The 25219-nt window shown below is 69.7% G+C and carries 25 protein-coding genes; 13 read left to right on the top strand and 12 right to left on the bottom strand.

What is annotated here, in order from left to right; genetic code table 11:
• The first annotated feature begins 67 nt into the window (after window positions 1–67).
• Entirely contained in the window at window positions 68–703 is a 636-nt protein-coding gene (locus ACGFNU_RS27330) for a GntR family transcriptional regulator (RefSeq protein WP_392598038.1), read from the top strand.
• Here ACGFNU_RS27330 and ACGFNU_RS27325 read toward each other — a convergent pair.
• Entirely contained in the window at window positions 691–2472 is a 1782-nt protein-coding gene (locus ACGFNU_RS27325; RefSeq protein ID WP_392598036.1) for a bifunctional metallophosphatase/5'-nucleotidase, read from the bottom strand. The genes ACGFNU_RS27330 and ACGFNU_RS27325 overlap by 13 nt on opposite strands.
• Window positions 2473–2583: 111 nt before the next feature.
• Entirely contained in the window at window positions 2584–2979 is a 396-nt protein-coding gene (locus ACGFNU_RS27320) for an ATP-binding protein (RefSeq protein WP_392598034.1), read from the bottom strand.
• A 100-nt stretch (window positions 2980–3079) separates the two neighbouring features.
• Here ACGFNU_RS27320 and ACGFNU_RS27315 point away from each other — a divergent pair, with 100 nt between their 5' ends.
• Both ACGFNU_RS27315 and ACGFNU_RS27310 read left to right on the top strand, forming a co-directional pair.
• Window positions 3080–3460, top strand: a complete 381-nt coding sequence (locus ACGFNU_RS27315; protein WP_392598032.1) for a hypothetical protein — start codon at window positions 3080–3082, stop codon at window positions 3458–3460.
• On the top strand, window positions 3457–3645 hold the full coding sequence (locus ACGFNU_RS27310) for a DUF397 domain-containing protein (RefSeq protein WP_392598030.1): 189 nt from the start codon (window positions 3457–3459) through the stop codon (window positions 3643–3645). Before ACGFNU_RS27315 ends, ACGFNU_RS27310 begins: the two co-directional genes overlap by 4 nt.
• A gap of 18 nt (window positions 3646–3663) precedes the next feature.
• Here the strand turns inward: ACGFNU_RS27310 and ACGFNU_RS27305 are convergent, their stop codons facing one another.
• Window positions 3664–4233, bottom strand: coding sequence for a dienelactone hydrolase family protein (locus ACGFNU_RS27305; RefSeq protein WP_392598028.1), 570 nt, complete (start codon window positions 4231–4233; stop codon window positions 3664–3666).
• A 96-nt stretch (window positions 4234–4329) separates the two neighbouring features.
• Here ACGFNU_RS27305 and ACGFNU_RS27300 point away from each other — a divergent pair, with 96 nt between their 5' ends.
• Window positions 4330–4542: a DUF397 domain-containing protein gene (locus ACGFNU_RS27300; RefSeq protein WP_392598026.1), complete on the top strand. Its 213-nt coding sequence runs from the start codon at window positions 4330–4332 to the stop codon at window positions 4540–4542.
• Window positions 4543–4634: 92 nt separating this feature from the next.
• Here the strand turns inward: ACGFNU_RS27300 and ACGFNU_RS27295 are convergent, their stop codons facing one another.
• The 3 genes from ACGFNU_RS27295 to ACGFNU_RS27285 all read right to left on the bottom strand — a co-directional run bounded on the left by ACGFNU_RS27295 (window position 4635) and on the right by ACGFNU_RS27285 (window position 7391).
• The gene (locus ACGFNU_RS27295) at window positions 4635–6134 is read right to left on the bottom strand and encodes a trypsin-like serine peptidase (RefSeq protein ID WP_392598024.1); all 1500 of its coding nucleotides are present in this window, start codon (window positions 6132–6134) and stop codon (window positions 4635–4637) included.
• 550 nt (window positions 6135–6684) lie between these two features.
• Window positions 6685–6939 (bottom strand): hypothetical protein, encoded by a 255-nt coding sequence (locus ACGFNU_RS27290; protein ID WP_392598022.1) that lies wholly within the window; start codon window positions 6937–6939, stop codon window positions 6685–6687.
• On the bottom strand, window positions 6936–7391 hold the full coding sequence (locus ACGFNU_RS27285; RefSeq protein ID WP_392598020.1) for a hypothetical protein: 456 nt from the start codon (window positions 7389–7391) through the stop codon (window positions 6936–6938). The genes ACGFNU_RS27290 and ACGFNU_RS27285 overlap by 4 nt, the downstream gene beginning before the upstream one ends.
• On the opposite strand from ACGFNU_RS27285, the gene ACGFNU_RS27280 reads away from it, so the two are divergent.
• Window positions 7390–8286, top strand: a complete 897-nt coding sequence (locus ACGFNU_RS27280; protein ID WP_392598018.1) for a LysR family transcriptional regulator — start codon at window positions 7390–7392, stop codon at window positions 8284–8286. The two genes, ACGFNU_RS27285 and ACGFNU_RS27280, sit on opposite strands and share 2 nt — an antisense overlap.
• Before the next feature lie 209 nt (window positions 8287–8495).
• Here the strand turns inward: ACGFNU_RS27280 and ACGFNU_RS27275 are convergent, their stop codons facing one another.
• Entirely contained in the window at window positions 8496–9773 is a 1278-nt protein-coding gene (locus ACGFNU_RS27275) for a DUF222 domain-containing protein (RefSeq protein ID WP_392598017.1), read from the bottom strand.
• Window positions 9774–11656: 1883 nt separating this feature from the next.
• Window positions 11657–12346: a GntR family transcriptional regulator gene (locus ACGFNU_RS27270; protein WP_392598015.1), complete on the bottom strand. Its 690-nt coding sequence runs from the start codon at window positions 12344–12346 to the stop codon at window positions 11657–11659.
• Window positions 12347–12487: 141 nt separating this feature from the next.
• Here ACGFNU_RS27270 and ACGFNU_RS27265 point away from each other — a divergent pair, with 141 nt between their 5' ends.
• The 4 genes from ACGFNU_RS27265 to ACGFNU_RS27250 all read left to right on the top strand — a co-directional run bounded on the left by ACGFNU_RS27265 (window position 12488) and on the right by ACGFNU_RS27250 (window position 16099).
• A complete protein-coding gene (locus ACGFNU_RS27265) occupies window positions 12488–13714 on the top strand; it encodes an NRAMP family divalent metal transporter (protein WP_392598013.1) in 1227 nt (408 codons plus the stop codon).
• A gap of 167 nt (window positions 13715–13881) precedes the next feature.
• Complete coding sequence (locus ACGFNU_RS27260; protein ID WP_392598011.1) at window positions 13882–14649, top strand: LamB/YcsF family protein; 768 nt, start codon at window positions 13882–13884, stop codon at window positions 14647–14649.
• 2 nt (window positions 14650–14651) lie between these two features.
• Window positions 14652–15251, top strand: coding sequence for an allophanate hydrolase subunit 1 (locus ACGFNU_RS27255; RefSeq protein ID WP_392598009.1), 600 nt, complete (start codon window positions 14652–14654; stop codon window positions 15249–15251).
• Complete coding sequence (locus ACGFNU_RS27250; protein WP_392598008.1) at window positions 15248–16099, top strand: biotin-dependent carboxyltransferase family protein; 852 nt, start codon at window positions 15248–15250, stop codon at window positions 16097–16099. The genes ACGFNU_RS27255 and ACGFNU_RS27250 overlap by 4 nt, the downstream gene beginning before the upstream one ends.
• Here ACGFNU_RS27250 and ACGFNU_RS27245 read toward each other — a convergent pair.
• Together ACGFNU_RS27245 and ACGFNU_RS27240 are read right to left on the bottom strand one after the other, a co-directional pair.
• On the bottom strand, window positions 16096–16572 hold the full coding sequence (locus ACGFNU_RS27245) for a nucleoside deaminase (protein WP_392598006.1): 477 nt from the start codon (window positions 16570–16572) through the stop codon (window positions 16096–16098). The genes ACGFNU_RS27250 and ACGFNU_RS27245 overlap by 4 nt on opposite strands.
• A 120-nt stretch (window positions 16573–16692) precedes the next feature.
• Window positions 16693–17451 (bottom strand): phosphatase PAP2 family protein, encoded by a 759-nt coding sequence (locus ACGFNU_RS27240; protein WP_392598005.1) that lies wholly within the window; start codon window positions 17449–17451, stop codon window positions 16693–16695.
• Between the two features lie 186 nt (window positions 17452–17637).
• Here ACGFNU_RS27240 and xylB point away from each other — a divergent pair, with 186 nt between their 5' ends.
• From xylB to ACGFNU_RS27220, 4 genes are all read left to right on the top strand, one after another.
• On the top strand, window positions 17638–19002 hold the full coding sequence (xylB, locus tag ACGFNU_RS27235) for a xylulokinase (protein WP_392598003.1): 1365 nt from the start codon (window positions 17638–17640) through the stop codon (window positions 19000–19002).
• 126 nt (window positions 19003–19128) lie between these two features.
• Window positions 19129–20286, top strand: coding sequence for a xylose isomerase (xylA, locus tag ACGFNU_RS27230; protein ID WP_392598001.1), 1158 nt, complete (start codon window positions 19129–19131; stop codon window positions 20284–20286).
• A gap of 249 nt (window positions 20287–20535) precedes the next feature.
• Window positions 20536–21594, top strand: coding sequence for a lytic polysaccharide monooxygenase (locus tag ACGFNU_RS27225; RefSeq protein WP_392597999.1), 1059 nt, complete (start codon window positions 20536–20538; stop codon window positions 21592–21594).
• Between the two features lie 42 nt (window positions 21595–21636).
• Window positions 21637–23124: a cellulose binding domain-containing protein gene (locus ACGFNU_RS27220; RefSeq protein ID WP_392597997.1), complete on the top strand. Its 1488-nt coding sequence runs from the start codon at window positions 21637–21639 to the stop codon at window positions 23122–23124.
• Here the strand turns inward: ACGFNU_RS27220 and ACGFNU_RS27215 are convergent, their stop codons facing one another.
• On the bottom strand, window positions 23125–24021 hold the full coding sequence (locus ACGFNU_RS27215; RefSeq protein WP_392597995.1) for a hypothetical protein: 897 nt from the start codon (window positions 24019–24021) through the stop codon (window positions 23125–23127).
• Complete coding sequence (locus ACGFNU_RS27210) at window positions 24018–24986, bottom strand: SigE family RNA polymerase sigma factor (protein ID WP_392597993.1); 969 nt, start codon at window positions 24984–24986, stop codon at window positions 24018–24020. The genes ACGFNU_RS27215 and ACGFNU_RS27210 overlap by 4 nt, the downstream gene beginning before the upstream one ends.
• Between the last annotated feature and the right edge of the window lie 233 nt (window positions 24987–25219).

The raw sequence follows: 25219 nt of genomic DNA, 5'->3' as shown, positions 1-25219 counted from the left end.
AGTCACTTACGTCCGGACCCGCCCCGTGCGCGGCTGCCCCTGCCCGCCGCGCTCTACCATGGGCTCCGTGAACGCGCCGACCGACGATGCCCCGCTGCTGCGCGCAGGACTCTCCCACCAGATCCGCGAGTTCATCGTGGACGGGATCTCCACGGGCCGGTGGGCACCGGGCGAGCGCATCGTCGAACGCCGCATCGCCACCGAACTCGGCGTCAGCCAGGGCCCGGTCCGCGAGGCCCTCCGCCAGCTCGAAGCCCTCCGCCTGATCGAGTCGCTGCCCAACCGAGGGGCCCGCGTCCGCGCGTTCACCGAAGAGGACCTCGCCGAGATCTTCCCCGTCCGCGCCGGCCTGGAGCGCACCGCCGTAGAGCTCGCCCTGCCCCGCCTCGCCACCTGCCTGGACGCCCTGGAAGCCCAGAACCAGCGCCTGGCCGAAGCAGCCGAAACCGAAGACCTCCAAGCCCAGATGCGCCTGTCGATCGACTTCCATCGAGAGATCGTCGAAGCCGCCGGCAACCGCCTCCTCAGCTCCGTCTGGGAATCCCTGGGCATCGAGCTCTGGACGACGCTCTCCCTGCGCATCCACCGGACCGAGATCTACTCCAAGTCGGCCGAGCACGCCCAGCTCATCGACGCGTTCCGCCGCAGCGACCCCGCCGCGCCCCAGATGCTCCACGACCACGTCATGAACTACGCCCCCTGAGCCGTGGCCCGGCCCAGCGCCGGAGGGCTGACCGGGGACTTCTTCTCCAGGTAGCGCCAGAGCGCGTCGCCGCCGTTGTAGAGGCTGCGGTCCTGCTTCTTCGCCTCGAACAGGGCGGTGAAGCCGGGAGTGGCGTTCTTGGCGAAGAAATTGTTCGCCAAAGTAGCGATCCGATAAATGGAGTGCGGCTTGACCGCCCGCTTTCCAATCCACACGGAAGCGACCCGCTGCCCGACAGGCTTCGACGGATCCCAGCCATAGCGGACGTTGCCAGAGACAGCCATCTGCCGATACTTCACAGACCCATCGGCGGCCTGCTGCCACTGGCTCTCCAGCAGAGCGTCGAGCTGCGCGCCGGTGATATCACCCCGGACCAGACCGACACCGATGCCGCTGTCGTACACCGTTCCCAGGGCGACCTCGGAGAAGAGCACCCGCCCCGGGGCGTCGGCCGGGTTGGCAGAGTCGGCGGCGTACCGTAGATCCCGCCGCAGGATGCCCGGCATCGCGACCGCGAGATCCGCCCGCCCGTCCCGGTTGGCGGCCCAGTGGAAGGCGTCGGCGGTCACGTTGTACAGGGTCGACTCGGCGCCGTCGCCCGGCGCCCGCGTCAGGTCGGCGGTGACCGTCGCCACCGGAGTGTTGCCCCGGGGCACCGCCTGCCGCCGCCAGTAGTCGGCGATTCGCAACGTCTCCGGGTCAGGCGTCACGTCCTTGGTGTTGGCGTGGTTGACCGAAGTGGTCTGGTCCCGCAGCACCTCACCGGTGCGCCGGTCGAGCCGGAGGTTGATCTCGTTGATCAGCCGCCCATGGTTGGCCGCCTCGACCACGGGCCGGGGATCGCCGGCCGGATCGGGAAGCATGCAGTTGACCAGGGCGTGCCAGTGCCCGGTGACGATCGCGTCGACGTCCGGGGTGATCCGGGCGTTGAAGCCCACCGCGGGCCCGGACGGATTGACGCACTCGTCGTAGCCCGCCCCGGACTGCTGGGAGAAGCCCTCGTGCATGACCGCCACGATGGCCCGCACACCCCGCTTGCGCAGGAGCGCCGCGTACCTGTTGACGGTCTCGACCTCGTCCAGGAAGTCGAAGCCCTTCGGCGTGTAGGACATCTGCTCCTGCGAGGCCAGCGCGGTGGTGGCGAACACGAAGCCGACCGGAAGCCTGCCGCCCCGCCCGTCGTCGACGTACTCCACGCGATAAGGAGGCAGCGCCGGCTTCTTGCTGCGCTCATGCACCAGATTGCCGGAGTAATAGTGGTAGTCCGCGCCACGGAACCGCCGGCCGCTCGAATCCTTGAAACACAGATCCTTGTCCGGCCGCCCCGCGCAGGTGCCGTCGATCATGTGGCGCAAAAAGGCATAGCCCCGGTCCATCTCGTGGTTGCCTGCCGTCGAGAAGTCCAGCCCGATCGAGTTCAGATACTCGATGGTGGGCTCGTTCCAGAACCAGCCCGTCTCATTCGGCCAGCCAGTGAAGTCGTCTCCGACGGAGAACGAGATCGAGTTCCGCTTGCCCGCCCGCAGCCGCTTCAAATGAGTGGTCAGGTACGCGCCGCCACCGACCTGCTGCGCGGGCTCCCCGGCCCGCGCCCCGGGCACCGTGGTGGTGTACTCGCCGAAGTAACCGTGCAGATCTGTGATCGACAGCAACTGCACCGGCACCGCCCCCGCCGACGCGTCGGCCGCCGAGGGCGTCGCGAGAACGAGCCCCGCAGCCGCCACCAGGGCGGAGAGTCTCCGGCGAAGAGTTCGCGGTGCGCCGTCCATGTGTCTCCTGAGCCGACCGAAGTGGATCTTGCTCCGGCAGCTTGTCGATCATGGTCGAACGCCAGGTGAACGACGAACAGGAGAAACCTGGCCAGCCAATGACCAAGCCGCTCAAGCAGGCATGAGAGCCCAGACGACCTTCCCTCGTCCCACCGCCGCCCGAACGCCGGTGTCCTTGGCATACGCGGCGATGATCGTGAGCCCGCGCCCGTCCTCCGCGTCCGGCAACGCATCACGGCGCTGCGGAAGCTCAGGCGAAGGATCCCAACACTCAAGAAGCGGGGCGCCCTGGCAGACGGCGACCCGAGCTCGGATCTCGTGCCCGCGAGCCGCGTTGACGGCGTTGTTCACCATCTCGCTCATGACCGGCATCGAGTCCTCGATGAGCGGCTGAGGAAAGCCCCACATGCCAAGCGCGTACCGGACCAGCTCCCGAGTCAGGACCACCGACGAGGGCTCGGCGAGCAGTGTCATACGGATCTCGGAGCCGTTCGCGTGATGGTCCATCGCCGCCGTCCTGAGGTTGGGGGAACTCGACCTCAGGATCGGTGTTCAAGAGCTAGCGTGCGGTGGATTGAAATCCACGCGATACACCTGTAGGTGAGCGATGAGTGTCAGAGAGTCAATAGATCCGAAGTCGTCACTCTGGGCCTGGCTCGCCTTCGACCTGTGGTTTTACCGATCCCAGCGAGGATTCTCGCTGGCCCAGGCGGCGATGATCGTCAAGGTAGCCCAGGGGACTGGATCCAGCTGGGAGGCTGGACGGCTGCGTCCTGGCGATGGGCACATGAAACGCCTCGATCAGGCTTGGGACACCGGGGGGCACTTCGAGCGCCTGCTCTGGTACGCGCGAACGGGCGGACGCCTGATAGAGGCTGGTGAAGAGGCTGCGGCCTTGGGAATATGGTTCGATCAGATCGGTGATGTCGCCCTGTCCAGGGGTGCGTCCGGAGATGCGATCGAACAAGCACTGGGGTCTTTTGTATGAGGCGATGGCGTAAGAGTTCCCGCAGCGGCGGCGCCAGTGATGAGGCGTGTGTCGAGGTGGCACAGCTGGCCGAAGGCGTTGGAGTTAGGGACTCCAAGGATCCTGAAGGCGGTCACCTGAAGCTGGAAAGCAGATCGTTCGGCGCGTTGGTGGAGCTGGCCAAGCGCGGCGAACTCGACCTGTAGAGGGCAGCGAGCCGTCTCCTACAGCGAGCCGAGGAACTCGATCGCCCGCTGGGTCAGGAGCTTGGTGGCGTCCGGGTCGTGGGACGGCAGCGACTCGTCCGCGAACAGGTGCTGATCTCCGGGATACAGGAACATCTCCGCGTCAGGGCAGTCGGAGACGAGGGCGCGGGCGGCGCCGATGTCCTCGGCGAAGAACGGATCGTGTTCCTTCGCATGCACCTGCACCGGCACACCGTCAGGCCATGCCGCACCGAACTCCGACACGGGGATGCAGGCGTGGACCAAGAGCGCGCCTCGCGCGCCCGCCCGCGTCTGCGCCAGCTTCTGGGCGGGCAGCACACCGAGCGAGAAGCCGATGTAAACGACATCCCGCGGCAGCGGTTCGGCCGCGCGGACACCGCGCTCGGTGATCTCACCGAAGCCGACCTGCTCGACGTGGCCGACGCCCTCCTCGAAGGAGCCGAAGATGCGTCCGTCGAAGAGGTCGGGCGTGTGGACGGTGTGGCCGACCGCGCGGAGTTCGTCGGCGAAAGCGGCGACTCCGGGCGTCAGCCCCTGCACGTGATGGAACAGTACGACCTCTGCCATGCCCGAATTCCTTGCTCGCCGGTAGCCAATGACCTTGGAGTCTAAGCACCATGTGAGTGTCCTGGTGGATGCCCAGCTGACGAAGGTCGGGCATGGTTGAGCAAGCGAAAGGGCCTACAAGTGATCGTGTGGCGCAAGGGTTCTCGTAGCGGCGGACTCAATGATGACGCCTGCGTCGAAGTGGCACGGCTGGCCAGTGCGATCGGGGTACGGGATTCCAAGGCTCCAGAGGGTGGTCACCTGAAGCTGGAAAGCAGATCGTTCGGCGCGTTGGTGGAGCTGGCCAAGCGCGGAGAGCTTGACCTTTAGGACCCGGTGACCCGTACTTCGCTGGGGGCCCGGGTATGGGGCTGGGCCCCGCCCAAGGGAGACGAGGCCCAGCGGGAGAAAGCGGCGGTGGCCTAGATGGCCTTGCTCGCGGCGTCGTCGAAGAGGGTCTTGCCGTCGACCCAGTAGGAGGCGTACGAGACGTCGTCGGTGTCGCCGCCTCCCTGGTATCCGCCCAGCACGCCGAAGATGACCTCGTAGCCGGGGTGGCCCTGTTCAGGGAACTGGCCCACCAGGGCCGTGCCGCTGACACCCTCGGCGTAGCCCTTGCAGGGGAAGGTGTAGTAGTAGCTTCCCTTCTCACCGTTCTCGGAGATGTAGATCAGACGGCTTTGGGTGAAGCACTCCAGGGGAGTGTCGAGGGTTTTGGGATAGCCGGTGACGTGCGTCGGGATCTCCGGGCAGCCGTCGCCGGAGCAGGGGCCTCGCCACGACAAGTCGGTGAGCTTGGCCTGGCCCCAGGGCACCACGTCACCGACGTACTTGCCGTTCTGCGGCTGCAGGGAGATGAACGCGTAGTCGAAGTCGGGGTTGTTGTTCAGCTTGCCCCACCGCTGGTCGTAGTAGATCGTCTTGATCTTCCACGAGCCGTAGGGGGTGGCGCCCTTGTCGTACTGCGGGGCGAAGGTCCAGCGGTTGAAGATGATGCCGCTCTGCTGGATGCAGTGGGCCGCCGTCGCGATCAGGTTGCGGTGGACGATCGTGGCCGTGCACCGCTTCTTCACGCCCAGGAAGCTGAAGAACATCGCGCCCACGGCGGGATCAGTGGCGGCCGCCGCCGCCGTCCGGGCGGGCTCGGAACGGGTGCCCTCCGGGGCGACCTTGGGGGCGTCGAGCGGCTTGGCCTGCCGCATCTCCTGCCTGCTCCACGTCCTGGTCCTCTTGGTGGCGTCGATGGTCGCCGCGCCGCGGTAGCCGCCCTTGCCGGGCGCCGCGTGATACGCCAGGCCCGCGACGACCCGGGAGGCGTTCGCCTGCCCGAGGCGCAGCACGACCGTGGTGCCGTCCACGTCGAACGAGGCGGGGACCGTTTCGCCCTTGGTGCTCTTGGCCCAAGGCGCGTCGATGTGCCCGACGGGCGAGGCGTCCCGCATGACATCGAGGCTGCCGTCCGCGTTCCGCGCGATCCGGGCGCCTTGCGGAACCGTCAGCGGGAACGCGAACGTGCGCGGGCCCGCCTCGTCGGCCTCGACCAGACCTCGGACGGTTCCGTCGAGCGTGGTCTGCACCGCCGACCGGAACTTCGTGCCGGGATAAACGACCGTTCCCTTCGCGCTGACGACGGGACGGCCCCCGCCCGGCAGTCCCAGCGCCACCGAGCCCGAGCCGCTGTCGACGACGGACACGCCGCGGCGTGCGTCCCGCGCGATCCGCACCGTCGTCGAGCCCCACACCTCGTCGCGGGTCGTCGTCGCCCCGACCTCGCCTGCCCCACCACCGGAGGGCCGTACGAGTCCCTTGACTCCTGTCGCGGCCTCGATCGCCTTCGCCGACGGCTCGTCGGCGTAGGCGGGCGCGGGCACCAGGACCGCGGCCACCACCAGTCCGAAAGCCGGTCCGAGGGGCAAACGCATGCGCGCTCTCTTCCTCTTGGGAACCAAATTTCAAGATCACCGTAGGCGTCCCGCCGCCCGCCGCCCGCAGCTGGGACCGAATCCGGACAATCTTCTTTAATTCGGGAACTCTCGAACTCGAGCGACCAATGGCGAGACCAATACTCCTGTGACCTGCGGCTTTTCAGCAGCAGCCGATTCGACTCCTGCCGTGGACAAGGCCGTTGACCGCGTCCCACGGAAACCGCTCGCTTCGGTGCCTACGGAACCTTCACTGTCGTGCCTTCGAGTTCGAGGCGGTATTCGGTGGTGCGGGCGGAAGCCCAGGTGATGGTCGACGGCCAGCAGCATGCTCACGTGCTCGGGATTGCCGGTGGCGACATGGGTGACCTGCGGATACTGGTCGTACAGGGTGCGCAGCATCGCCGCCTTGCCCCAGAGGCCCAGCGCGAGGCCGTGGTGTCGGGCAGCCGGTCGATGGTCGTGCTGGGCGGCGGCGCGGGGCCCGATGCCGCCGGGACCAGCACGTCGGTGCAGCAGACGACCTTGCGGCCGTGTTCGGCGGCGACGGTCAGCACATCGCCCGGCACGGCGTCGTCGCGGCCTGGCGGGCGATCCGCTCCGTCCCGATCAGGCGGTACCCCGGATGCTCGGCCGCGACCATCTCGTCCAGCCAGCCCGGATGCCTCTCACCCAGCGGCAGATGATGCAGCGTGCGCAGATGGACCAGACGGCGCCGCACACAAAAGGCGTCGCCAGTACCGCCCACGGCCACGGTGATCGTGTGCAGGCCACGCCGGCCGACCTCGCTGGTCAGCGCGCTCACCAGCCGGTCGCCGATGACGGGTGGACGTGCACCTGCGCGCGGTCGGAGACAGCAGCGATAGGCAGCATCGCCAGCCCCACGACCTCGTCCGCGCGTGTGGCCGTCCACACGATCATCGACGCGGTGGCCAGGTGCGCAGGGGGCGGCGGCTCCATGCCGGGCGATTCCCAGGCCATGGACGCGGCGACCACCGCATGCCAGGCCCGAACCTGCGGCACGCGGCCGATCTGAACGACCACTGATTCGGACCAGACGTCGTCAGCGCGACGGGCGATCGACGCCCGCTCGTTCATGTCCACTCCCGGAGGCAGTTCGCGCCTCGCCGCCATCAGGCTGCTGGACGACCACCCCCGAACAACGGCGATGTCGGCAAGGCAGCGTTGCCCGCAGATCATCGATGCGCGTTGTAGCAACGCAGCGATGACCGCTATGTTCACGATCAGGGGATTCATGGAGCTTCGAGACATCGAGATCTTCTTGGCGCTGGCCGAGGAACTGCACTTCGGACGGACGGCCGAACGCCTGCACATCACGGCGTCCCGGGTCAGCCACGCCATCAAGAAGCAGGAGCGCCGCATCGGCGCGCCACTGTTCGAACGCACCTCCCGCACGGTCCGCCTGACCTCCATCGGCGAGCGGCTCTACCAGACCCTCCACCCCGCCTACCGGCAGATCATCGATGGGATCGAAGAGGTCTCCGCCGCCGTCCGCGACACCGGCGGCACGCTCACACTCGGCAGCATGGGCCCCCAGGCCTGGATGATCGGCGACCTCGTCGAACGATTCCGGACTCGCCACCCTGCCGTCCGGTTCGTCCACCGCGACCTCAACCCCACCGACCCGCTCACGCCGTTGCGCTCGGGCGAGATCGACGTGGCCCACCTATGGCTGCCGCTCCGCGAACCGGACATCACCATCGGCCCGATCACCCACACGTCACCGATCGTCCTGATGATGGCCGCCACCCACCCCCACGCCGACCGCACCTCGCTCTGCCTGGAGGACTACGGCGACCTGACCTTCGTGGCGCCCGAGCATCCTGTACCGGCGTCCATGGAGGAGGCGGTCCAGCCGTTCCGCACCCCTTCGGGACGGCTGATCGCCCGCGGCCCGAAGGTCTCCAACTGGGACGACCAGATCAAGGCGGTCAGCTCCGGACAGGCGGTGCTCGCCTGCCCCGCTGAGGCGGCCCGGTTCTACCCTTGGCCCAACCTGGTGTACATCCCCGTCCGCGACGCCCCGCCCATCCGATGGGCCTTCGCCTGGCACACCCCCAACACCAACCCCCTGATCCGCGCCCTCGCCGACGTCACCGCCGACGCCAGCGCCAGTGAAGGCGACGCCTGAACGCCCCCCTGGGGGGCCTGGGCAGGGCAGCGGGAGAACGCGCCGGTGCAGTCAAGAGGGCGGGGGCCTGCGCTTGTGTGGGTTTCGCGAGAAGCACGAGGCGCCCTGCCGCTGAGCCGAAGGCCTTCTGCGACGGGCGCTCCTGATCCCGGACATGCCTGCAGGACCCGGGATGGAATGTCCTGGGCCAGAGGCAGATCAAGCGGGTGTCAGGCCGCGTGGTGGTCGTTGCGCCAGGGGTTGTCGGCCTGATCGACCAGTCTTCGTCTGGATCGTGCGGCCTTCCCCTTAGGTGGCAGTGTCCGGTAGACGAAGAGCCCGTCCTGCCCCTGGCTGATCTGTATCTGGTCGGGGTTGGCGTGTTTCCACCGGTTGTGCCACCCGCAGCACAACGCCAGCTTGTCGATATCGGTAGGGCTGTGTCCCAGCGCCCATCCATCGACGTGGTCGATCTCGCACAGCAAGCCGGGCACTTCACAACCCCGGACCGCACACGTGTCGTACAGGGTTTCCAGCACCTGGCGCTGGGCGGGGCTGGCGATGCGGGCGGTGCGGCCCAGATACAGCGGCACCTCCTTGGCGCCCAGGATCAGGGTGGAGATGCCGGCGTTGAGCGCCAGCCGCCTAACCTGCGCGGCGGGGATCGGTGTGCCGTCGCGGAGCCGTCCGGGGGTGTCGTCGCCGGTGAGGGTGTCCAGGTGGGCGATGACGGTGACGCGGCTGTCTTTGTGGCCCTGCGATAGCAGGGTGGTCAACGCTGCGGCGGTGCGTTCGGCGCGGTCGCGTAGGTCGTCGGTTCCGGCGGGTTTGGTCAGTGGCGCGAGTGTGCCGTCGAGGATGGCGGTGTCTTCGGGGTTGAGCCAGCCTTTGAGGTAGCAGCCGCCGTCGATGGATCGGTTGGCCGTCAGCCAGGACCGGTGGTAGCCGCGTCGGATGTCTTCGGGCGGCTTGTCGGTGCCGTTGGCTTCGTTGACCCGGTCGTGGAGGGTCGTGCCGAGTTGCGCGATCTGCAGCGGTGACACGCCGCCGTCGGCGGCGGTCAAAAGGATCTGTTCGCCTTCGGCGCAGTCTTGGTCGTTGTCCAGGCGTTGGAGGGCGTCAGCGATGGTGGCGGCATACCCGTGCGACAGTGTCCCGGCCGCCAGCCGTTCGCGCACCTGGTGCAGGCGGTGTAGTTGCCGGGCCAGGGTGATGCGTTCGTGGATACGGCCGCCGCGCATCCCCATCCGGCACCGCAGCCAGGCTTGGGTGGAGGCCAGGCCCCGGTCCTTCATCTGCCCGGACCGATCGACTACACCGATCAGTTCGGCCAATGGCAATTCAGCTTGATCGAGCACAGCGGCCAGAGCTTCGGCCAACTCCATGGCTTCGGCGCCGGTTTGGGTGCGGGGCCGGTGGGTGAGTGCAGTGATGATCGTGGCGGCGGCTTCGACCAGTTGCTGGTCGGAAGCGGCCTCCAGGTTGCGGTCTGCCACGATCGAATTCATGGCTCTATTGTATCGCTTTTCACGGTCAGTGACGAACCGTTTACATGATCGATATTGCGTTTTCGCCTCCGATTCTCCGTGGTTGATGTTGGTTTTCGTCCAACGGTGGTGGCGTGGTTGCGGGCGGGTGAGTCAGGGGCTAAGTCGGCTGGTCTATGCTGCCGGTTGAGCGGAGCCGAAATGACCCGTTGCGCGCATCAGCGGCTTTTCGGGGGTTGCGGTCACGTTGGTTGCGGTTGCGGGAGTCTAGTCATGCGCGGTGGGGTGAAGGTGGGCTGCTACCTGAGGTGGTGCCGGAAAACCGCGCTCCGCGCGGCCAAGGTACGAACCTCAGCGAGCAGACCAAGCCGCGCATCCGAACGCGCCCCGGACCGCCGCGTCCTTTCTTGTCGATGCCGCTTTTAGGTCTTCAGCCCCGCTTCACCTGTCAGTCGGGCGGATTGGTGCTTCAGAGGGGTGACCGATGCCGCCAACCGCGAAGCGGCAAAGATCTCTAACCGGGGGATGCGTCAACCCGCAGAAGCCGCAACTCCCCAAGTTCTGCAACTCCTTCTTGTCGGTGCTGCTCTTAGATCTTAAGCTCCACCTATCCGGCTGCCGGGCGGAATTCTGCGCCAAAGGGGTGACCGTTGCCGAGCGATCACGTTGATTGAGATTTGCAGCAGCCTGGTCAGGCGCAACCGTCATGGTGGGTCGACGTCTGGATGGCGCCAAACCCGCACCCACGCGGTTAAGGAGCAAACATCAGCCCCCATGCAACCTGCGCATTCGAACGGACCGCGTCGGGCTCGCACCCAACTGAACATGCACCTGTTGCACATCCGGGTTGCGCGATCCAGATAGCACGCGCGGCATGGCTAGGTGACAAGTAGCGGGCGGCAGTCGGCGGCGGTGGGCTATGGGAGGTAAGCGGCATGCAGAGTAGGCGGTGTGCTCGGCAGGCGATGCGCGGCAGGGGTGCGCGCGGCAAGTGGTGGGCAGTGGGAGGCAGGTCGTGTGCGGCAGGTGGTGCGAGGCGGATGGTGCGTGGCAAGTGGTGCGCGATAGCTGGTACGCGGTGGTGTGCAGTAGGTGGTGGGCGCTGTGCGGCCAGTGGTGTGCGGCCAGTGGTGTGCGGCAGGCAGTGTGCGGCAGGCAGTGCCGGCAGGCGATGCGCGGCAAGTGGGCTGCCGTCCGCTCGTCGCCGTTCGCCAGGCTGCCGTGGCTGGGGTGGGCGTCCATCGTGCAGCGGCCGATCGCGGGGAGCTCGCGTAACTCGATCTTCGTCAGTGCGCGCTCGCGTCCGTCTCCCGCCGAGCGTTTGCGACCACACGGGATGGACCGGCCAGCAAGTGATGTGCGGCAGGTGGTAGACAGCAGGAGGCAGACGGTGCGTGGCAGGCGGAATGCCACAGACGGGGTGGCGCAGGCGGTGCGGGGGGTGGGCGGTGCACGGCAGATGGGGCGGAGTGGGTGCGCGTTGGGCGGTATGTGAGCAGGCGGTGTGCGAGTAGGTGGTGTCCGGCAGGCGGTGTACCGCCGGTCGTGCGCGGCAGATGGTGTGCTGCAGACGGTGCGGGGTGGGCGGTGTGCTGCAGACGGTGCGGGGTGGGCGGTGCGCGGCAGACGGTGCGGGGTAGACGGCGTGCTGTAGACGGTGCGGGGTGGGGGATGCGGGATGGGCCTGGCGCGGCTGGGGGTGGGCGGTGGCGGTTGTGCGTCCGGCGGATGGTTGGGCGGTGGGTGGTGCGTTTCGACGTATGGCATGGAGCGGTGGCGATTGCGGGTTCGTTGATCGCGGCAGGGAGCGCTGCTCGACGGAGTGCCGAGGCATGACAGAGCCCTGTGCAGGTGGTGCTTTGGGGGAGTCTGGAGAGGGTGGTTGGGTGGTGGGGGGCTGGGGGCTATGCGCCGTAAGCCTTGGTTAGCTGGGATTCGGCTGTGTCCAGGTAGGCGCGTAGTTCGCGTTCGGCGGCGGTCGTGTCGCCGCGTTGGATCAGGGTGACCAGCTGGCGGTTGCGGGCCAGGTACGGCTCGTGGAATTCGCGGGGCGAGTCCATCTGGTGGAACGCCAGTCTCAGCTCGGCCAGCAGGTGGCGCACCATCTCGTCCACCCGGGTGCTGCCGCACAGCGCGGCGATCGCCTTGTGGAACTGGATGTCGGCGGTGCCGACTTCTGGCCAGTCGCCGGCCGCGGCGGCCTGTTCGCCCGCGGTGACCGCTGCGTCCAGGCGGGCGAGTGCCTCCGGGGGAGCGATGGTGACGCTTCGCAGGCCTTCGCATTCCAGGATGCGGCGGGCGCGGTAGATGTCGGCGACGTCCTCGGGCGTCAGGGTGCGCACGAAGACGCCTCGGTTGAACTCGTGGACGAGCAGGCGTTCCTTGACGAGCAGGCGGAACGCTTCGCGCAGGGTGTTACGGGACACCTTGGCCGCTTTGCCCAGCTCCTCCTCGGGGAGGCGGGCGCCCGGAACGAGGAGTCCGGCGGTGATCTGGTCGCGGAGCAGATCGGCGACCCGGGCCGCGGTGCTCGACCGGTCGAGATCGTCTCGGGCCGCCGCGATCCTGTCGAGCCATGGCTCCGCCGACGTCATCGGCCTTCCTTCCCCCGGTCCGGCAAGGTGCCCCGTCAGCGTAGTCCTCTTTGGTTGGAAATGTATCAACAAGGGGATTGATGGATTGTTGAACAATCTCTACGCTGGGCGAAAGGCCGCGACCCCCACCAAGGAGCAGCCATGACGGACGGAACCACGACGGAACGGGCCAAGCCATCGACGGTCGCGCCTCGCGGTGCGCTGCTCGGGGCCATGTTCCTGATGGCCACCAGCGCCATCGGGCCGGGATTCATCACTCAGACCACCGTCTTCACCGCCAAGCTGGGCGCCGCCATGGCGTTCGCGATCCTGGTGTCGGTGCTGGTCGACGTCGCCATCCAGATGAACGTGTGGCGGGTGGTCGGGGTGTCCGGCCGCCGTGCCCAGGACCTCGGCAACAGCGTGATGCCCGGGGCCGGCTACCTGCTCGCCGCGCTCGACGTCTTCGGCGGCATCGTCTTCAACATCGGCAACGTGGCCGGCTGCGCGCTCGGGCTGAACGCGCTGCTCGGGCTGGACTTCAAGATCGGCGGCACGATCTCGGCCGCGTTCGCGATCGCGGTGTTCCTGATCCGGCGCGCCGGGGTCGCCATGGACCGGATCGTGATCGTGCTCGGCATCCTCATGATCGTCATGACGCTCTACGTCGTGTTCGTGTCCGGGCCTCCGCTCGGTGACGCGCTCACCCAGACGATCGCTCCCGAAGAGGTCGACTTCCTGGTCATCACCACGCTCATCGGCGGGACGGTGGGGGGTTACATCGTCTACGCGGGCGCGCATCGGATGATCGAGTCGGGCGTCCAGGGCGAGGAGCACGTCAAGGAGATCACCCGCAGCTCGATCAACGGCATCCTGATCACCGCGCTGATGCGCGTGCTGCTCTTCCTGGCCGTGCTCGGCGTGGTGGCGGGCGGCGTGAAGCTGGCCGCGGCCAACCCCGCGCCGTCGGCGTTCGAGCACGCGGGCGGCGAGGCCGGGCTGCGCGTCTTCGGCCTCATCATGTGGTCCGCCGCCATCACCTCGGTGATCGGCGCGTCCTACACCTCGGTCTCGTTCCTCGTCTCGTTCTCGTCCTGGATCGAACGCAACCGCAACTGGCTGGTGGTCGCGTTCATCGTGGTGTCCACCGCCATCTACCTGGCCATCGGCAAGACGCCCGTCAACCTGCTGATCCTCGCCGGTGCGCTGAACGGCCTCATCCTGCCCGTCGGCCTGGGCGTGATCCTGTGGGTGGCGGCCCGCCGCCGCGACCTCCTGCACGGCTACCGGTATCCGGTTTGGCTGCTCGCCATCGGCGTCGCCGCCTGGTGCGTCTCGCTCTACGTGGGCTGGGAGGCCCTCTCCGGAATCGACGACCTCTGGAGCTGACCAGGTAAGTCTCTGGAGTTGGCTAGGCAACCTCTGGACTGACCAGCCAGCCTCTGGACTGACCAGACGCCCTCTGGACTGGCCAAACGCTTCTTGGATCCGGCCAAAGCTTCTTGGATCCGGCCAGACGCACCTTGCAACTGACCAGCCGACACTTGGAGCTGACCATGCGCATCGATCTGAACGCCGACCTCGGCGAGAGCTTCGGCCGCTGGGAGCTCGGCGATGACGAGGCCCTGCTGGACGTGGTGAGCAGCGCGAACGTGGCGTGCGGGTTTCACGCCGGCGATCCGACCGTGCTCCGCCGTACCTGCCATCTCGCGGCGCGGCGGGGCGTGGCGGTCGGCGCTCACACCGGCTATCGCGATCTGGCGGGCTTCGGGCGGCGCTTCGTGGACGTCCCGCCGTCCGAGCTCACCAACGACGTGCTCTACCAGCTCGGCGCCCTCCGGCAGTTCGCCGAGGTCGCGGGCACGAAGGTGAGGTACATCAAGCCGCACGGCGCGCTCTACAACGCCATCGTCCATCACGAGGAGCAGGCGGCGGCGGTCGTGGACGCGGTGCTCGACTTCGACACGACCCTGCCCGCGCTCGGCCTGCCCGGTTCGGCGTGGCTCCGCCTTGCCGGAGAGGCGGGGCTTCCCGTCCTGCACGAGGTGTTCGCCGACCGCGCCTACACGCCGGAGGGGACGCTCGTCTCCCGCCGGCAGCAGGACGCGGTGCTGCACGATCCCGTCGAAGTGGCCGAACGCTGCGTGCGCATGGCCACCGAGGGCGAGATCGTCGCGATCGACGGCACCGTCATCCCCGTGCGCGCCGACTCCATCTGCGTGCACGGCGACACCCAAGGCGCGGTGGAACTGGCACAAGCCGTTCGCTCCGCCCTCGACAAGGCGGGCGTCACGATCGCGCCCGCCGCCCTAGTGACCGCCTGAACGTGCGCATCCTGCCGAACGGCGACGCCTCGCTGCTCGTCGAGCTCCCGGACCTGGACGCGATGCTCGGCCTCCATGACGCGCTGGCGGCCGACCCGCCGCCCGGTGTCGTGGATCTCGTTCCGGCCGCGCGCACGCTCATGCTCGTGCTCGGGCCCGCCGCCGATCCCGCGTCGGTGGCGGCCCGGGTGCGTTCGGCCCGAGGACGTCCCGCGGGGGCGGCGTCCTCGGGCACCGTGGAGATCCCGGTCGCCTACGACGGCCCCGACCTCGCCGGCGCCGCCGAGCTGACCGGCCGCACACCGGCCGAGCTGATCTCGGCCCACACCGCCACGACCTGGCAGGTGGCGTTCACGGGCTTCGCGCCGGGTTTCGCCTACCTGGTGGGAGGGGGCTTGAACGTGCCGCGCCGCCCCACGCCCCGCGTTCGCGTACCCGCGGGATCGGTGGGCCTGGCCGGAGAGTTCAGCGGGATCTACCCCGCGGACTCGCCGGGCGGCTGGCAGATCATCGGCCACACCGACACCGCCCTCTGGGACCTCGAACGCGACCCGCCCGCGCTCCTGCGTCCCGGAATCCACGTCCACTTCATCGCCGCATGACCCTCGAAATCATCTCTCCGGGCCCGCTTTCGACCGTCCAAGACCTGGGCCGCCCAGGCCACGCCGCCCTGGGCGTAGGCGCGGCGGGCGCCGCCGACCCGGCCGCCCTGCGGCTGGCCAACCGAGCCCTCGGCAACCCCGAAGGCGCTGCCGCCATCGAAGTCACCCTCGGTGGCCTGACACTCCGCTCCCACAAGGCCGTCTACGCAATCGTCACCGGCGCACCCGCCCCCATCACAGTGAACGGCCGCTCCGAAGCGCCCTACGCCCCGTTCCTCATCCCCGCCGACGCAGAACTTCGTCTGGCCACGCCACCCACCGGTCTCCGCAGCTACCTGGCCATACGCGGCGGTCTCGACATCACACCGACCCTGGGATCCCGCTCCACCGACACTTTCGCCAAGCTGGGCCCTGCCGCGCTAACCGCCGGAACGCTTCTCCCCATAGGGCCCCACCCGATCGCACCCATCGGCGTTGACGTGCTGCCCGTCGCGCCACCGCCCTCCGGAGACGTCCACCTTCGCGTCCTGCCCGGGCCGCGCGCCGACTGGTTCACCGAGGACGCCCGGCGCACCCTGCTCACCAGCCCGTACGAGGTGACCAGCGAGATCGACCGCGTCGGCATGCGGCTGACCGGCCCGCCCCTGACCCGCGCCCGCCATGACGAGCTCCCCAGCGAAGGCATGATCACCGGCGCCCTCCAGGTCCCGTCCTCAGGAGCCCCCGTGCTCTTCCTGGCCGACCACCCGCTGACCGGCGGCTACCCCGTCATCGCGGTCGTGGCCACTCCCGACATCGGCCGCGCAGCCCAAACCCGCCCCGGCCAGCGCCTCCGCTTCCACACCTAGCCCATGTGGCATTTGCGGTGCATCTCCCGCAGCTGCTCGGCGAACTCCTCCACAGGCCCCTCCACCACGACGTTCGGCGCGACCTCCTGTACCGGCAGTGGCCGGACGGGTGGCGCGCCCAGGCCCATCTCCGTCAGCCATCCCACCAGCTGCGCCGACGAGGCCGCGTAGACGATCCGGCCGAGCCCGACCCACCCGTGGGCCGCCGCGCACATAGGGCAGTGCTCGCCCGACGTGAAGACCGTCGCCTTCGCGCGTTCCTCGGGAGTCATGTTCGCCGCCGCCCACCGGGCCAGCTCGAACTCGGGGTGGCGCGTACGATCCCCGTCCGCGACCCGGTTCCGGTCCTCCGCCAGCCGCTCGCCCGTCCCGGACACCAGCACCGAACCGAACGGCTCGTCCCCGGCGGCGAGAGCCTCGCCCGCCAGCTCCACGGCCCGTCGCAGATGCCCCAGCTCAACCTCAGAGATCATGCCGGCCAGGCTAACCCCGCCGACAATGGCCACGTCAAAGGGGGACGCCCCCGCCAGCCCGGGCGGGCCGGGTGGACGAGGGCGCGGGAGGGACGGAGACGCGGGAGGAACGTGCCGGCATTAGGCGGCGAGGGTGTAGGTCTCGCGCTGCGCCGCGGCGCGGGTGCGGCGGCGGGCCTGGATGAGGGCGGTGGTGAGCATCGCGACGGCGAGCAGGGCGGCGGCCACCAGGCCGTCCAGCCAGTAGTGATTGGCGGTGACGACGACCACGAAGAGGGTGACGGGGGCGTGCATCGCGATGACCCAGCGCCAGCGGCTGGACGAGACGCGCAGGACGGCCAGGGCGACGAGGAGGGCCCAGCCGACGTGCAGGGACGGCATGGCGGCGTACTGGTTGGCGATGCCGTCGGCGGCGGCGGGGTAGGCGGAGGGGCCGACGGTGAGCATGGTGTCGGTCATGCCGAGCCCGGCGAGGCGGGGCGGGGCGAGCGGGAACAGCATGTGAACGGCCATGCCCGCGGCGGTGAGCAGGACGAGCTCGGTGCGGATCCGCTTGTAGTGGGCGCGGTGGCGCGTCCACAGCCAGATGAGGAGGGCCGCGGTGCCGGGGAAGTGCACGCCCACGTAGTAGAGGTTGGACAGGAAGGCGGTGTGCTCCCACTGGAGGACGAGCTTTTGCAGGGAGTGTTCGCTCGGGAGCCGCAAAGTGCGTTCGAGGTCCCAGAGCCAGGAGGCGTTGGACATGGCCTTGCCCACGCCGCTCTCGACCAGCGTCCGTCCCCACTTGTAGGCGGCGAACAGCACGAGCAGCAGCGTCACCTCGGTCAGGAGGGGGTGCACGGCCCTCGTGGATCGAATGCGGATCGTCATGTTCGCCATGTCTCTCGTCCTCCGTGTTCAGCCGATGAACACAACCTTGATCCAATCAGCCGCCTCGGACATTGGGCTCAGCCCGCCAGATGGAGGAGGCTGGGTCCAGGACCGGTGGTGGGGGTAGCTCCACCTGTTGTGTCGTGAGTCACGGGCGGTCTAGAGTCGAAGCGCTTCGACAGATCGGAGAACGTCATGCTCGTCGCCGGGGTCGACTCGTCCACGCAGTCGACGAAGGTCGTGCTCTGCCGGGCCGAGGACGGCGCGGTGGTCGCGCGGGCGTCGGCGCCGCATCCGGACGGCACCGAATGCGACCCCCGGCACTGGTGGGACGCGCTCGGCCAGGTCCGGGAGGTGCTCGAACGCGCGGACGCGGTCGCCGTCGCGGCCCAGCAGCACGGGATGGTCGCGCTGGACGAGGACGGGGAAGTCGTGCGGCCCGCGCTGCTGTGGAACGACACCCGGTCGGCGCCGCAGGCCCTCGCCCTGAGGGAGGAGTTCGGCGGGCCCCGGGCCTGGGCCGAACGAGTCGGCAGCGTGCCGGTCGCCTCGTTCACCGTGACCAAGCTGCGCTGGATGGCCGAGCACGAGCCGGGCAACGCGCGGCGCACGGCCGCGGTGCTGCTCCCGCACGACTGGCTGACCTGGAGACTCGGCGCGGCCGAGTACGTGACTGATCGAGGTGACGCCTCGGGGACGGGCTACTGGTCGCCCGGGGGTTATCTGCCTGAGCTCGTCCGGGGGGCCCTGGGGCACGAGCCCCGGCTGCCGCGCGTCGCGGCGCCCGGCGAGGCGGTGGGAGAGACCGGGTGGGGGGCCTTGCTCGCGCCCGGCACCGGCGACAACATGGGAGCGGCGCTGGGGCTGGGCCTGCGGGACGGGGACGTGGTGGTATCGATCGGGACCTCCGGGACGGCCTTCGCGGTCGCCGAGAAGCCCGCCGCCGACCCGGGCGGCTTCGTCGCCGGTTTCGCCGACGCGACCGGCCGCTACCTGCCGCTGGTGTGCACGCTCAACGCCGCGAGGGTGCTGTCCGCGGCCGCCGAGCTGATCGGGGCGGATCTGGACGGGCTTTCCGCCGCGGCGCTGGCGGCTGAGGCCGGGGCCGGCGGGCTGACGATGCTCCCTTATCTGGACGGCGAACGAACCCCTGATCGGCCCGGCGCGACGGGTGTGCTGGCCGGGCTGACCACGGCGAACGCCACCCGTGAGAACCTCGCGCGGGCCGCGGTCGAGGCGCTGCTGTGCTCGCTGGCCGACGCCGTCGACCATCTCGCGGCCCAGGGCGTCCGGCCGCGGCGCACGTTGCTGATCGGCGGCGGCGCCCGTTCGGAGGCGGTCCGGACGCTGGCCCCCGCGATCTTCGGCACACCCGTCATCGTCCCCGAACCCGACGAGTACGTGGCGCTCGGCGCCGCCCGGCAGGCCGCCTGGGCGCTGGCCGGAACGGCGGAGCCGCCGGACTGGCCGGAGGCGCCCTCGACCCATCACATCGCCGACCCGGCGGACGCGTCCGACGTCAGGGCCTGGTACGCCGCGCTGCGCGACGCACCCGCCTGACACGCCGAGCGGCACACCCGCCCGATGCACCCACCCGACATATCCGTCCGACCAATCCGCCCGACATATCCGTCCGATGCATCCGCCCGACACATCCGTCCCACGCACCAACTAAGGAGAAGAGCCGTGAACGACTACACCCCGCGGCCGGAGGACAAGTTCTCGTTCGGCATCTGGACGGTGGGATGGCAGGGGGTCGACGTGTTCGGTCCCGGCACCCGGGCGCCGATGCCCGCCGAACGGGCGGTGCGCGAGCTGGCCGCGCTCGGCGCGTACGGCGTCAACTTCCACGACAACGACGTGTTCGCCTTCGAGGCGTCGGCGGCCGAGCGCGACGAGCGGATCGGGGCCTTCCGCAAGGCGCTGGACGAGACCGGCCTGGCCGTCACCACCGCCACCACCAACCTCTTCTCGCACCCGATCTTCAAGGACGGCGCGTTCACCTCCAACGACCGCGACGTCCGCCGCTTCGCGCTGCGCAAGGTGATGGACAACCTCGACCTGGCCGCCGAGCTGGGCGCTCAGATCTACGTGTGCTGGGGCGGCCGCGAGGGGGCCGAGTCCGGCGGGTCCAAGGACGTCCAGGTGGCCTTGGACCGTTACAAAGAGGCCTTCGACGTGCTCGGGCAGTACGTCACCGACCAGGGCTACTCCCTGCGGTTCGCCATCGAGCCCAAGCCGAACGAGCCGCGCGGCGACATCCTGCTGCCGACGGTCGGCCACGCGCTGGCGTTCATCGAACGGCTCGAACGCCCCGACCTCGTCGGCGTCAACCCCGAGGTCGGGCACGAGGAGATGGCGGGCCTCAACTACGCGCACGGCCTCGCCCAGGCGCTGTGGCAGGGCAAGCTCTTCCACATCGACCTCAACGGCCAGAACGGCCCGCGCTACGACCAGGACCTGCGCTTCGGCGCGGGCAACGCCCGGGGCGCGTTCTGGGTCGTCGACCTCATCGACGGCAGCGACTACGACGGGCCGATCCACTTCGACTTCAAGCCGCCGCGCACCGAGGACGACGCGGGCGTCTGGGAGTCGGCCCGCGGCTGCATGCGCAACTGGCTGATCCTGCGCGAGAAGGTCCGCGCGTTCCGCGCCGATCCCGAGGTCGCCGAGGCGCTGCGCGCGGCGCGGGTGGACGAGCTGGCCACGCCGACCCTGGGCGAAGGGGAGAGCTGGCAGGCGGTTCGCGACTTCACCCCGGACGTGGACGCGCTAGCAGCCCGAGGCGCCGCCTTCGAACGCCTGGACCAACTCGCCCTAGAACACCTGTACGGCGTCCGCTAGGCATCCCCCGGGTCCGCTAGGGCATCCCACGGCGCCCGCAAGCGTCTCCACAGCGTCCGCAAGCGTCCACAAGCGCCTCAACGGCGTTCGCCAGGCGTCTCTACGGTGTCTGCTGTGCGTCCGCGGACGAGAGGAGCGGATCGCCAGCGGAATTTTGTGAAAGGCGTGAAACGGCCGTTCTTCTCCTGCGGCGGCCCCGGTTAGTTTCCGGATCAACGGAAACCCTCTGGGGCCGCTACAGGAGGAATTGTGAGAACTCGGCGCACCGCTCCGCTCACCGGCGCCGTCCTCGGCGTGACGGCCCTCGCGACCATGGTGACCGCCACGCCCGCGGCGGCGCACGGCGCCATGATGGTCGCGGGGAGCCGCACGTACCTGTGCTGGAAGGACGGGCTGAGCCCGACCGGCGAGATCAAGCCGAACAACCCCGCCTGCAAGGCGGCGGTGGCGCAGAGCGGCACGACCTCGCTCTACAACTGGTTCGCGGTGCTGCGCTCGGACGGCGCGGGCCGGATGCGCGGCTTCATCCCCGACGGGAAGCTGTGCAGCGGCGCCGCCCAGGTCTACGACTTCAGCGGGTACGACCTGGCCCGCGACGACTGGCCCCTGACCCATCTCACCAGCGGCAAGGAGATCCAGCTCCGGTACAACAAGTGGGCCGCGCACCCCGGCACGTTCCGTTCGTACATCACCAAGGACAGCTGGAGCGCCACGCGACCGCTGACCTGGGACGACCTGGAGGCGCAGCCGTTCGACAGCGCCACCGACCCGCCCAGCGTCGGCAACCCCGGCAGCGCCGACTCCTACTACTACTGGAACGCGCGGCTCCCGTCGGGCAAGAGCGGCCGGCACCTCATCTACTCGGTCTGGCAGCGCTCCGACAGCGCGGAGACCTTCTACGGCTGCTCCGACATCGTCTTCGACGGCGGCAACGGCGAGGTGACCGGCGTCGGCGGCAACGGCGGACCCGGCCCGGGCGAACCGACGCCCACGCAGCAGCCGGGAGCGGTGTGCACGGCCGCGTACCGGAACATCAGTTCCTGGAACGGCGGCTACCAGGGCGAGGTGAAGGTGACCAACTCCGGCACCGTCCCGCTGGCCGGATGGCGCGCGCACTGGACGTTCGCCAACGGCGAGACGATCGACAGCCTCTGGAGCGGTACGCACACGCAGACGGGTGCGGACGTCGAGGTCAGGAACGCGGCGTGGAACGGGGCCCTCGCACCGGGCGCCTCCACCACGTTCGGCTTCGTCGCCCGGTCGGCCGGTGCCGCGGCCGAGCCCAGCCCGCACTGCATGACGTCCTGATCCGGGACTGATCCGAGGAGGCCGGGGCATAGGCTCCCCGTTATGCTCACCCCCGGCCAGAGCCTCGGCGGACGCTACCGGCTGGTCGTTCCCCTCGGATCCGGGGGGATGGCGACCGTCTGGCGCGCGCACGACACCGTCCTGGAACGCGCCGTCGCCGTCAAGGTGCCGCACGAGAACGGGCCGGCGGACTGGCCTGAGGAGTCCACGCGGCGGCTCCAGCAGGAGGCCAAGGCCGCCGCCCGGCTCGCGCACCCCAACATCACCGGCGTCTACGACTACGGCGAGGAGGGTGACCTGCCGTACGTGGTGATGGAGCTGCTCGACGGGGAGAGCCTGGCGGCCCGGCTCGAGGACGGGCCGCTGTCCTGGACGGAGGCGGCGGGCATCGGCGCCCAGCTCGCGGACGCGCTGGCGGCGGCGCACGCGCTCGGCGTCGTCCATCGCGACGTCAAACCCGCGAACGTCTTCCTCACGCCCACCGGGGTCAAGGTCCTGGACTTCGGCATCGCCTTCACCGCGTCGGCGCGGCATGACGGCCCCCTGCTCGGCACTCCCGCGTACGTCGCCCCGGAGCTGCGTTCCGGCGCCGAGCCCGAGCCGAGCGCCGACATCTACTCGCTCGGCGTGACGCTGGCGGAGGCGATCTCCGGTGAACCCGCCGGGAACGCGACGGAAGACCTGGGCTCACTTGACGTCCCCGCGCCGATGGCCGACCTTCTCGCGAGCTGCGTGGCCGAGGACCCGCATGAGCGTCCAGCTGCAGCGACGCTGAGCACAGCCCTGCGCCGCGCCGCAGGACTACCGGTGCCCGACACCCCTGCCACGCCGGACCGGCCAGGCACACCGGACACGGCAGGCACGCCCTCGGAGCACTCAAGCCAAACCAAAGTCCTCGACAAGCCCGTCCCGCCCGCGCCACAGGGGCCGACCTCGGCCTCCACTCCGGCGCCGGCCTCGGCTCTGGGCTCCGCGCCCGAATCCTCGGCTCCGGCAGGCGCATCGGCGGGCGATGGGGGGCGGGGGCGGCGGCCGGTGCTGATCGCTTGCGGGGCCGTCGCCGCGCTGGGCCTGTCGGCGCTGGTCATCGGGCTCCTCCAGTCCGGCTCCGAAGGTTCGGGCGCCACCCGTACGCCTCCGGCGTCCCGTTCCGCGAAGCCTTCCCCTTCCTCCTCCGTGTCGCCTTCCGGGACGGCTGCCACGACGAGCTGTGCGGTCGCGTATTCGGTCACTGGGCAGTGGCCGGGCGGTTTCCAGGCCGAGGTGCGGATCACCAACACCGGCACGTCCGCGATCGACGGATGGCAGCTCACCTGGACGTTTCCCGGCGACCAGAAGATCACCCAACTCTGGAACGGCGCCCGGATCCAGAACGGCGCCGATGTGACGGTGACCGCCGCCGACTGGAATCGGAGACTCGAGCCCAACCGCACGGCCCAGTTCGGCTTCCTCGGCCAGGCCGATGGCGAGGACCGGGGCGGCAGGCCGGATCGATTCGCCTTGAACGGCGCCGGTTGCGGCACCGGGTGATCAGAAGTGGCCGGTGACCGTCTGGTTCCGGTCGCCCGTGGCGGCGGGCGCTGTGGCGGACACGGTGAAGGTGTCCTGTCGCGGGTTGTGGTCTGCTCCCCGGTTGTACTGCGCGGCCAGGGTGTACGTGCCGGGACGGACCGAACGTCCCGCGCGCAACGTCCACCGGTAGACGAGGCTGTTTCCGGAGACCTGCGTGGAGCTCTCGAAGTCGTCGTTCGGGAGGGACAGCCACGAGCCTGCCGCGGCGACCTTCTCGGTCCGGACGATCCGGATCGTTACCGTGAGCCGCTCCAGGTTCTGCGGGACGCGCAACGTCACGTTGTGCTGTGCCCAGTAGGCCGAACTCTGCGGGTCGACCGCGGCGGTGACGGCCAGGATGTCATCGTTCCCGCCGCCTTTCTGGCCGCTCTTCTCACCGCCCCTCGTGCTGGACGTCGTGGGCGAAGAACTCGCCGAGGCGCCGGGGGTGGCGCCAGACGTGCTGCCGGGGGCGAGGCTGGGCGACCCTGACGGCGACGTCTGGCCGCCGGGCCCGGTCCTCCCGGCCACGGGGGGCCTGGACAACCGGCCGTCGCTCTGCGCGAGGGGCGCGACGGGGGTATGGTCCGGCTCAGCGAGCTTGACGGCGATCACCGAACCGGCGACCGTCGCCGCCGCCGTGGCCAGGACCGCCGCGCCCACCCGGAGGCCGACGCGGCGCCGGCGGTGCTCAGGGCCCCGCTCGTCCGTGACGGGTGCGTCCGGGTCGTCCATGGCCGACTCCACCCGCGCCCACAGGTCGGCTTCGGCGGGCTCGTGCCGTTCCGCCTCGGCGCGCAGCAGCTCACGCCACCGGTCGAAGGACTCGTCCGGCGGCTCCGGCTTGCCCGGCTCGCCGTGAAGGCCCTTCGTCACGGGTCCTCCTTCGGCATCACGCGTTCCCCCTCGCCATCACGTGCGTCCGCGCCGTCACGCGTTCCCACGCCGTCACGTGTGCCCCCGGCGTCACGCGTCCCCTCATCGTCAAGTGTGCCCTCGGCGTCGCGCGTCCGCTCGGTGTCGCGAGTCTGCCCAGGGTCGCGCGTCCGCTCGGCGTCGCGTTTGCCCCCGGCATCGTGCGTTTCCTCTGGTCGCGGCCCGTCCTCCTGGGTGGCGTCGGCTATGACGTCCCGGACGGCGCGGCCGTGCCTGCCTCGCAGCATCCTCTCCAGCTCGGCCACGCCGCGCGAGGTCTGGCTCTTCACGGTCCCCACGCTGACGCCGAGGACGCGCGCGGTCTCCTGTTCGGACAGGTCGAACGCCAGCCGCAGCACCACGCAGGCCCGCTTGCGTTCGGGCAGCCGTTGCAGCGCGGCCCGGACGTCGATCACGGCGGGCACGTCGGGGCCTTCGGCGTGCTCCTCCAGACCGGCGCCGAACAGCGCGAACTTAGCGCGCTCGCGGACGAGCGTGCGGATCCGGGAGCTGGAGAGGTTGACCACCATCCGGCGGACGTAGGCGAGCGGCTGGTCGGCGTCGCGCACCCGGTCCCATCGGTGCCAGGCGGCGGCGAGGGCGTCGGCGGTCACGTCGTCCGCCGCGTCGGCGTCGCCGAGCATCAGGTAGGCGAGCCGGGCCAGCTCGCGGTGGTGCCGCTGGAAGAACCGGTGGAACTCCGCGCGGGCGGCCTCGTCCGGCGAGCTCAATGGGAGCGCTCCCGTCCCTGCCGCGCCGATCCCGACATCGCCGACACCGCCACCGCCTTCGCCGAGAGAGCTTCCGCCGAGATCGCCTTCGCCGAGCTCGACCGGGCCGCCGTCGCCAGCCGGAGGACGAGGGTAACAGCGGGCGGCGCTCTCCCAGGACGGGCCTGGACGGCCGGTCGTGCGCGTGCTCGCCATGCCGGATAGTCGTCCGGTGTTTCGAAAAGGTTGCCGCCGCCCCGCGAAGCCGGGCGGATCGGAAGACCGAGTGGGAGCGTTCCCACGCTGTCACGCCTGGTCGGACGGCATCAGTATGGATGATCTTGGCCCGACCTATTGTGTGCCGGGTCACTCCGGCCGTAGCATCTCCGCAATCGAAGCGCTTCGACAACCGCCGGGGAGGGTGGCGGAGCGCGACACCGGGGACACGG

The sequence above is a fragment of the Spirillospora sp. NPDC048911 genome, assembly GCF_043198015.1.
In the GTDB taxonomy this organism is placed as follows: domain Bacteria; phylum Actinomycetota; class Actinomycetes; order Streptosporangiales; family Streptosporangiaceae; genus Spirillospora.
This window is presented reverse-complemented; position numbering and strand designations above follow the sequence as displayed.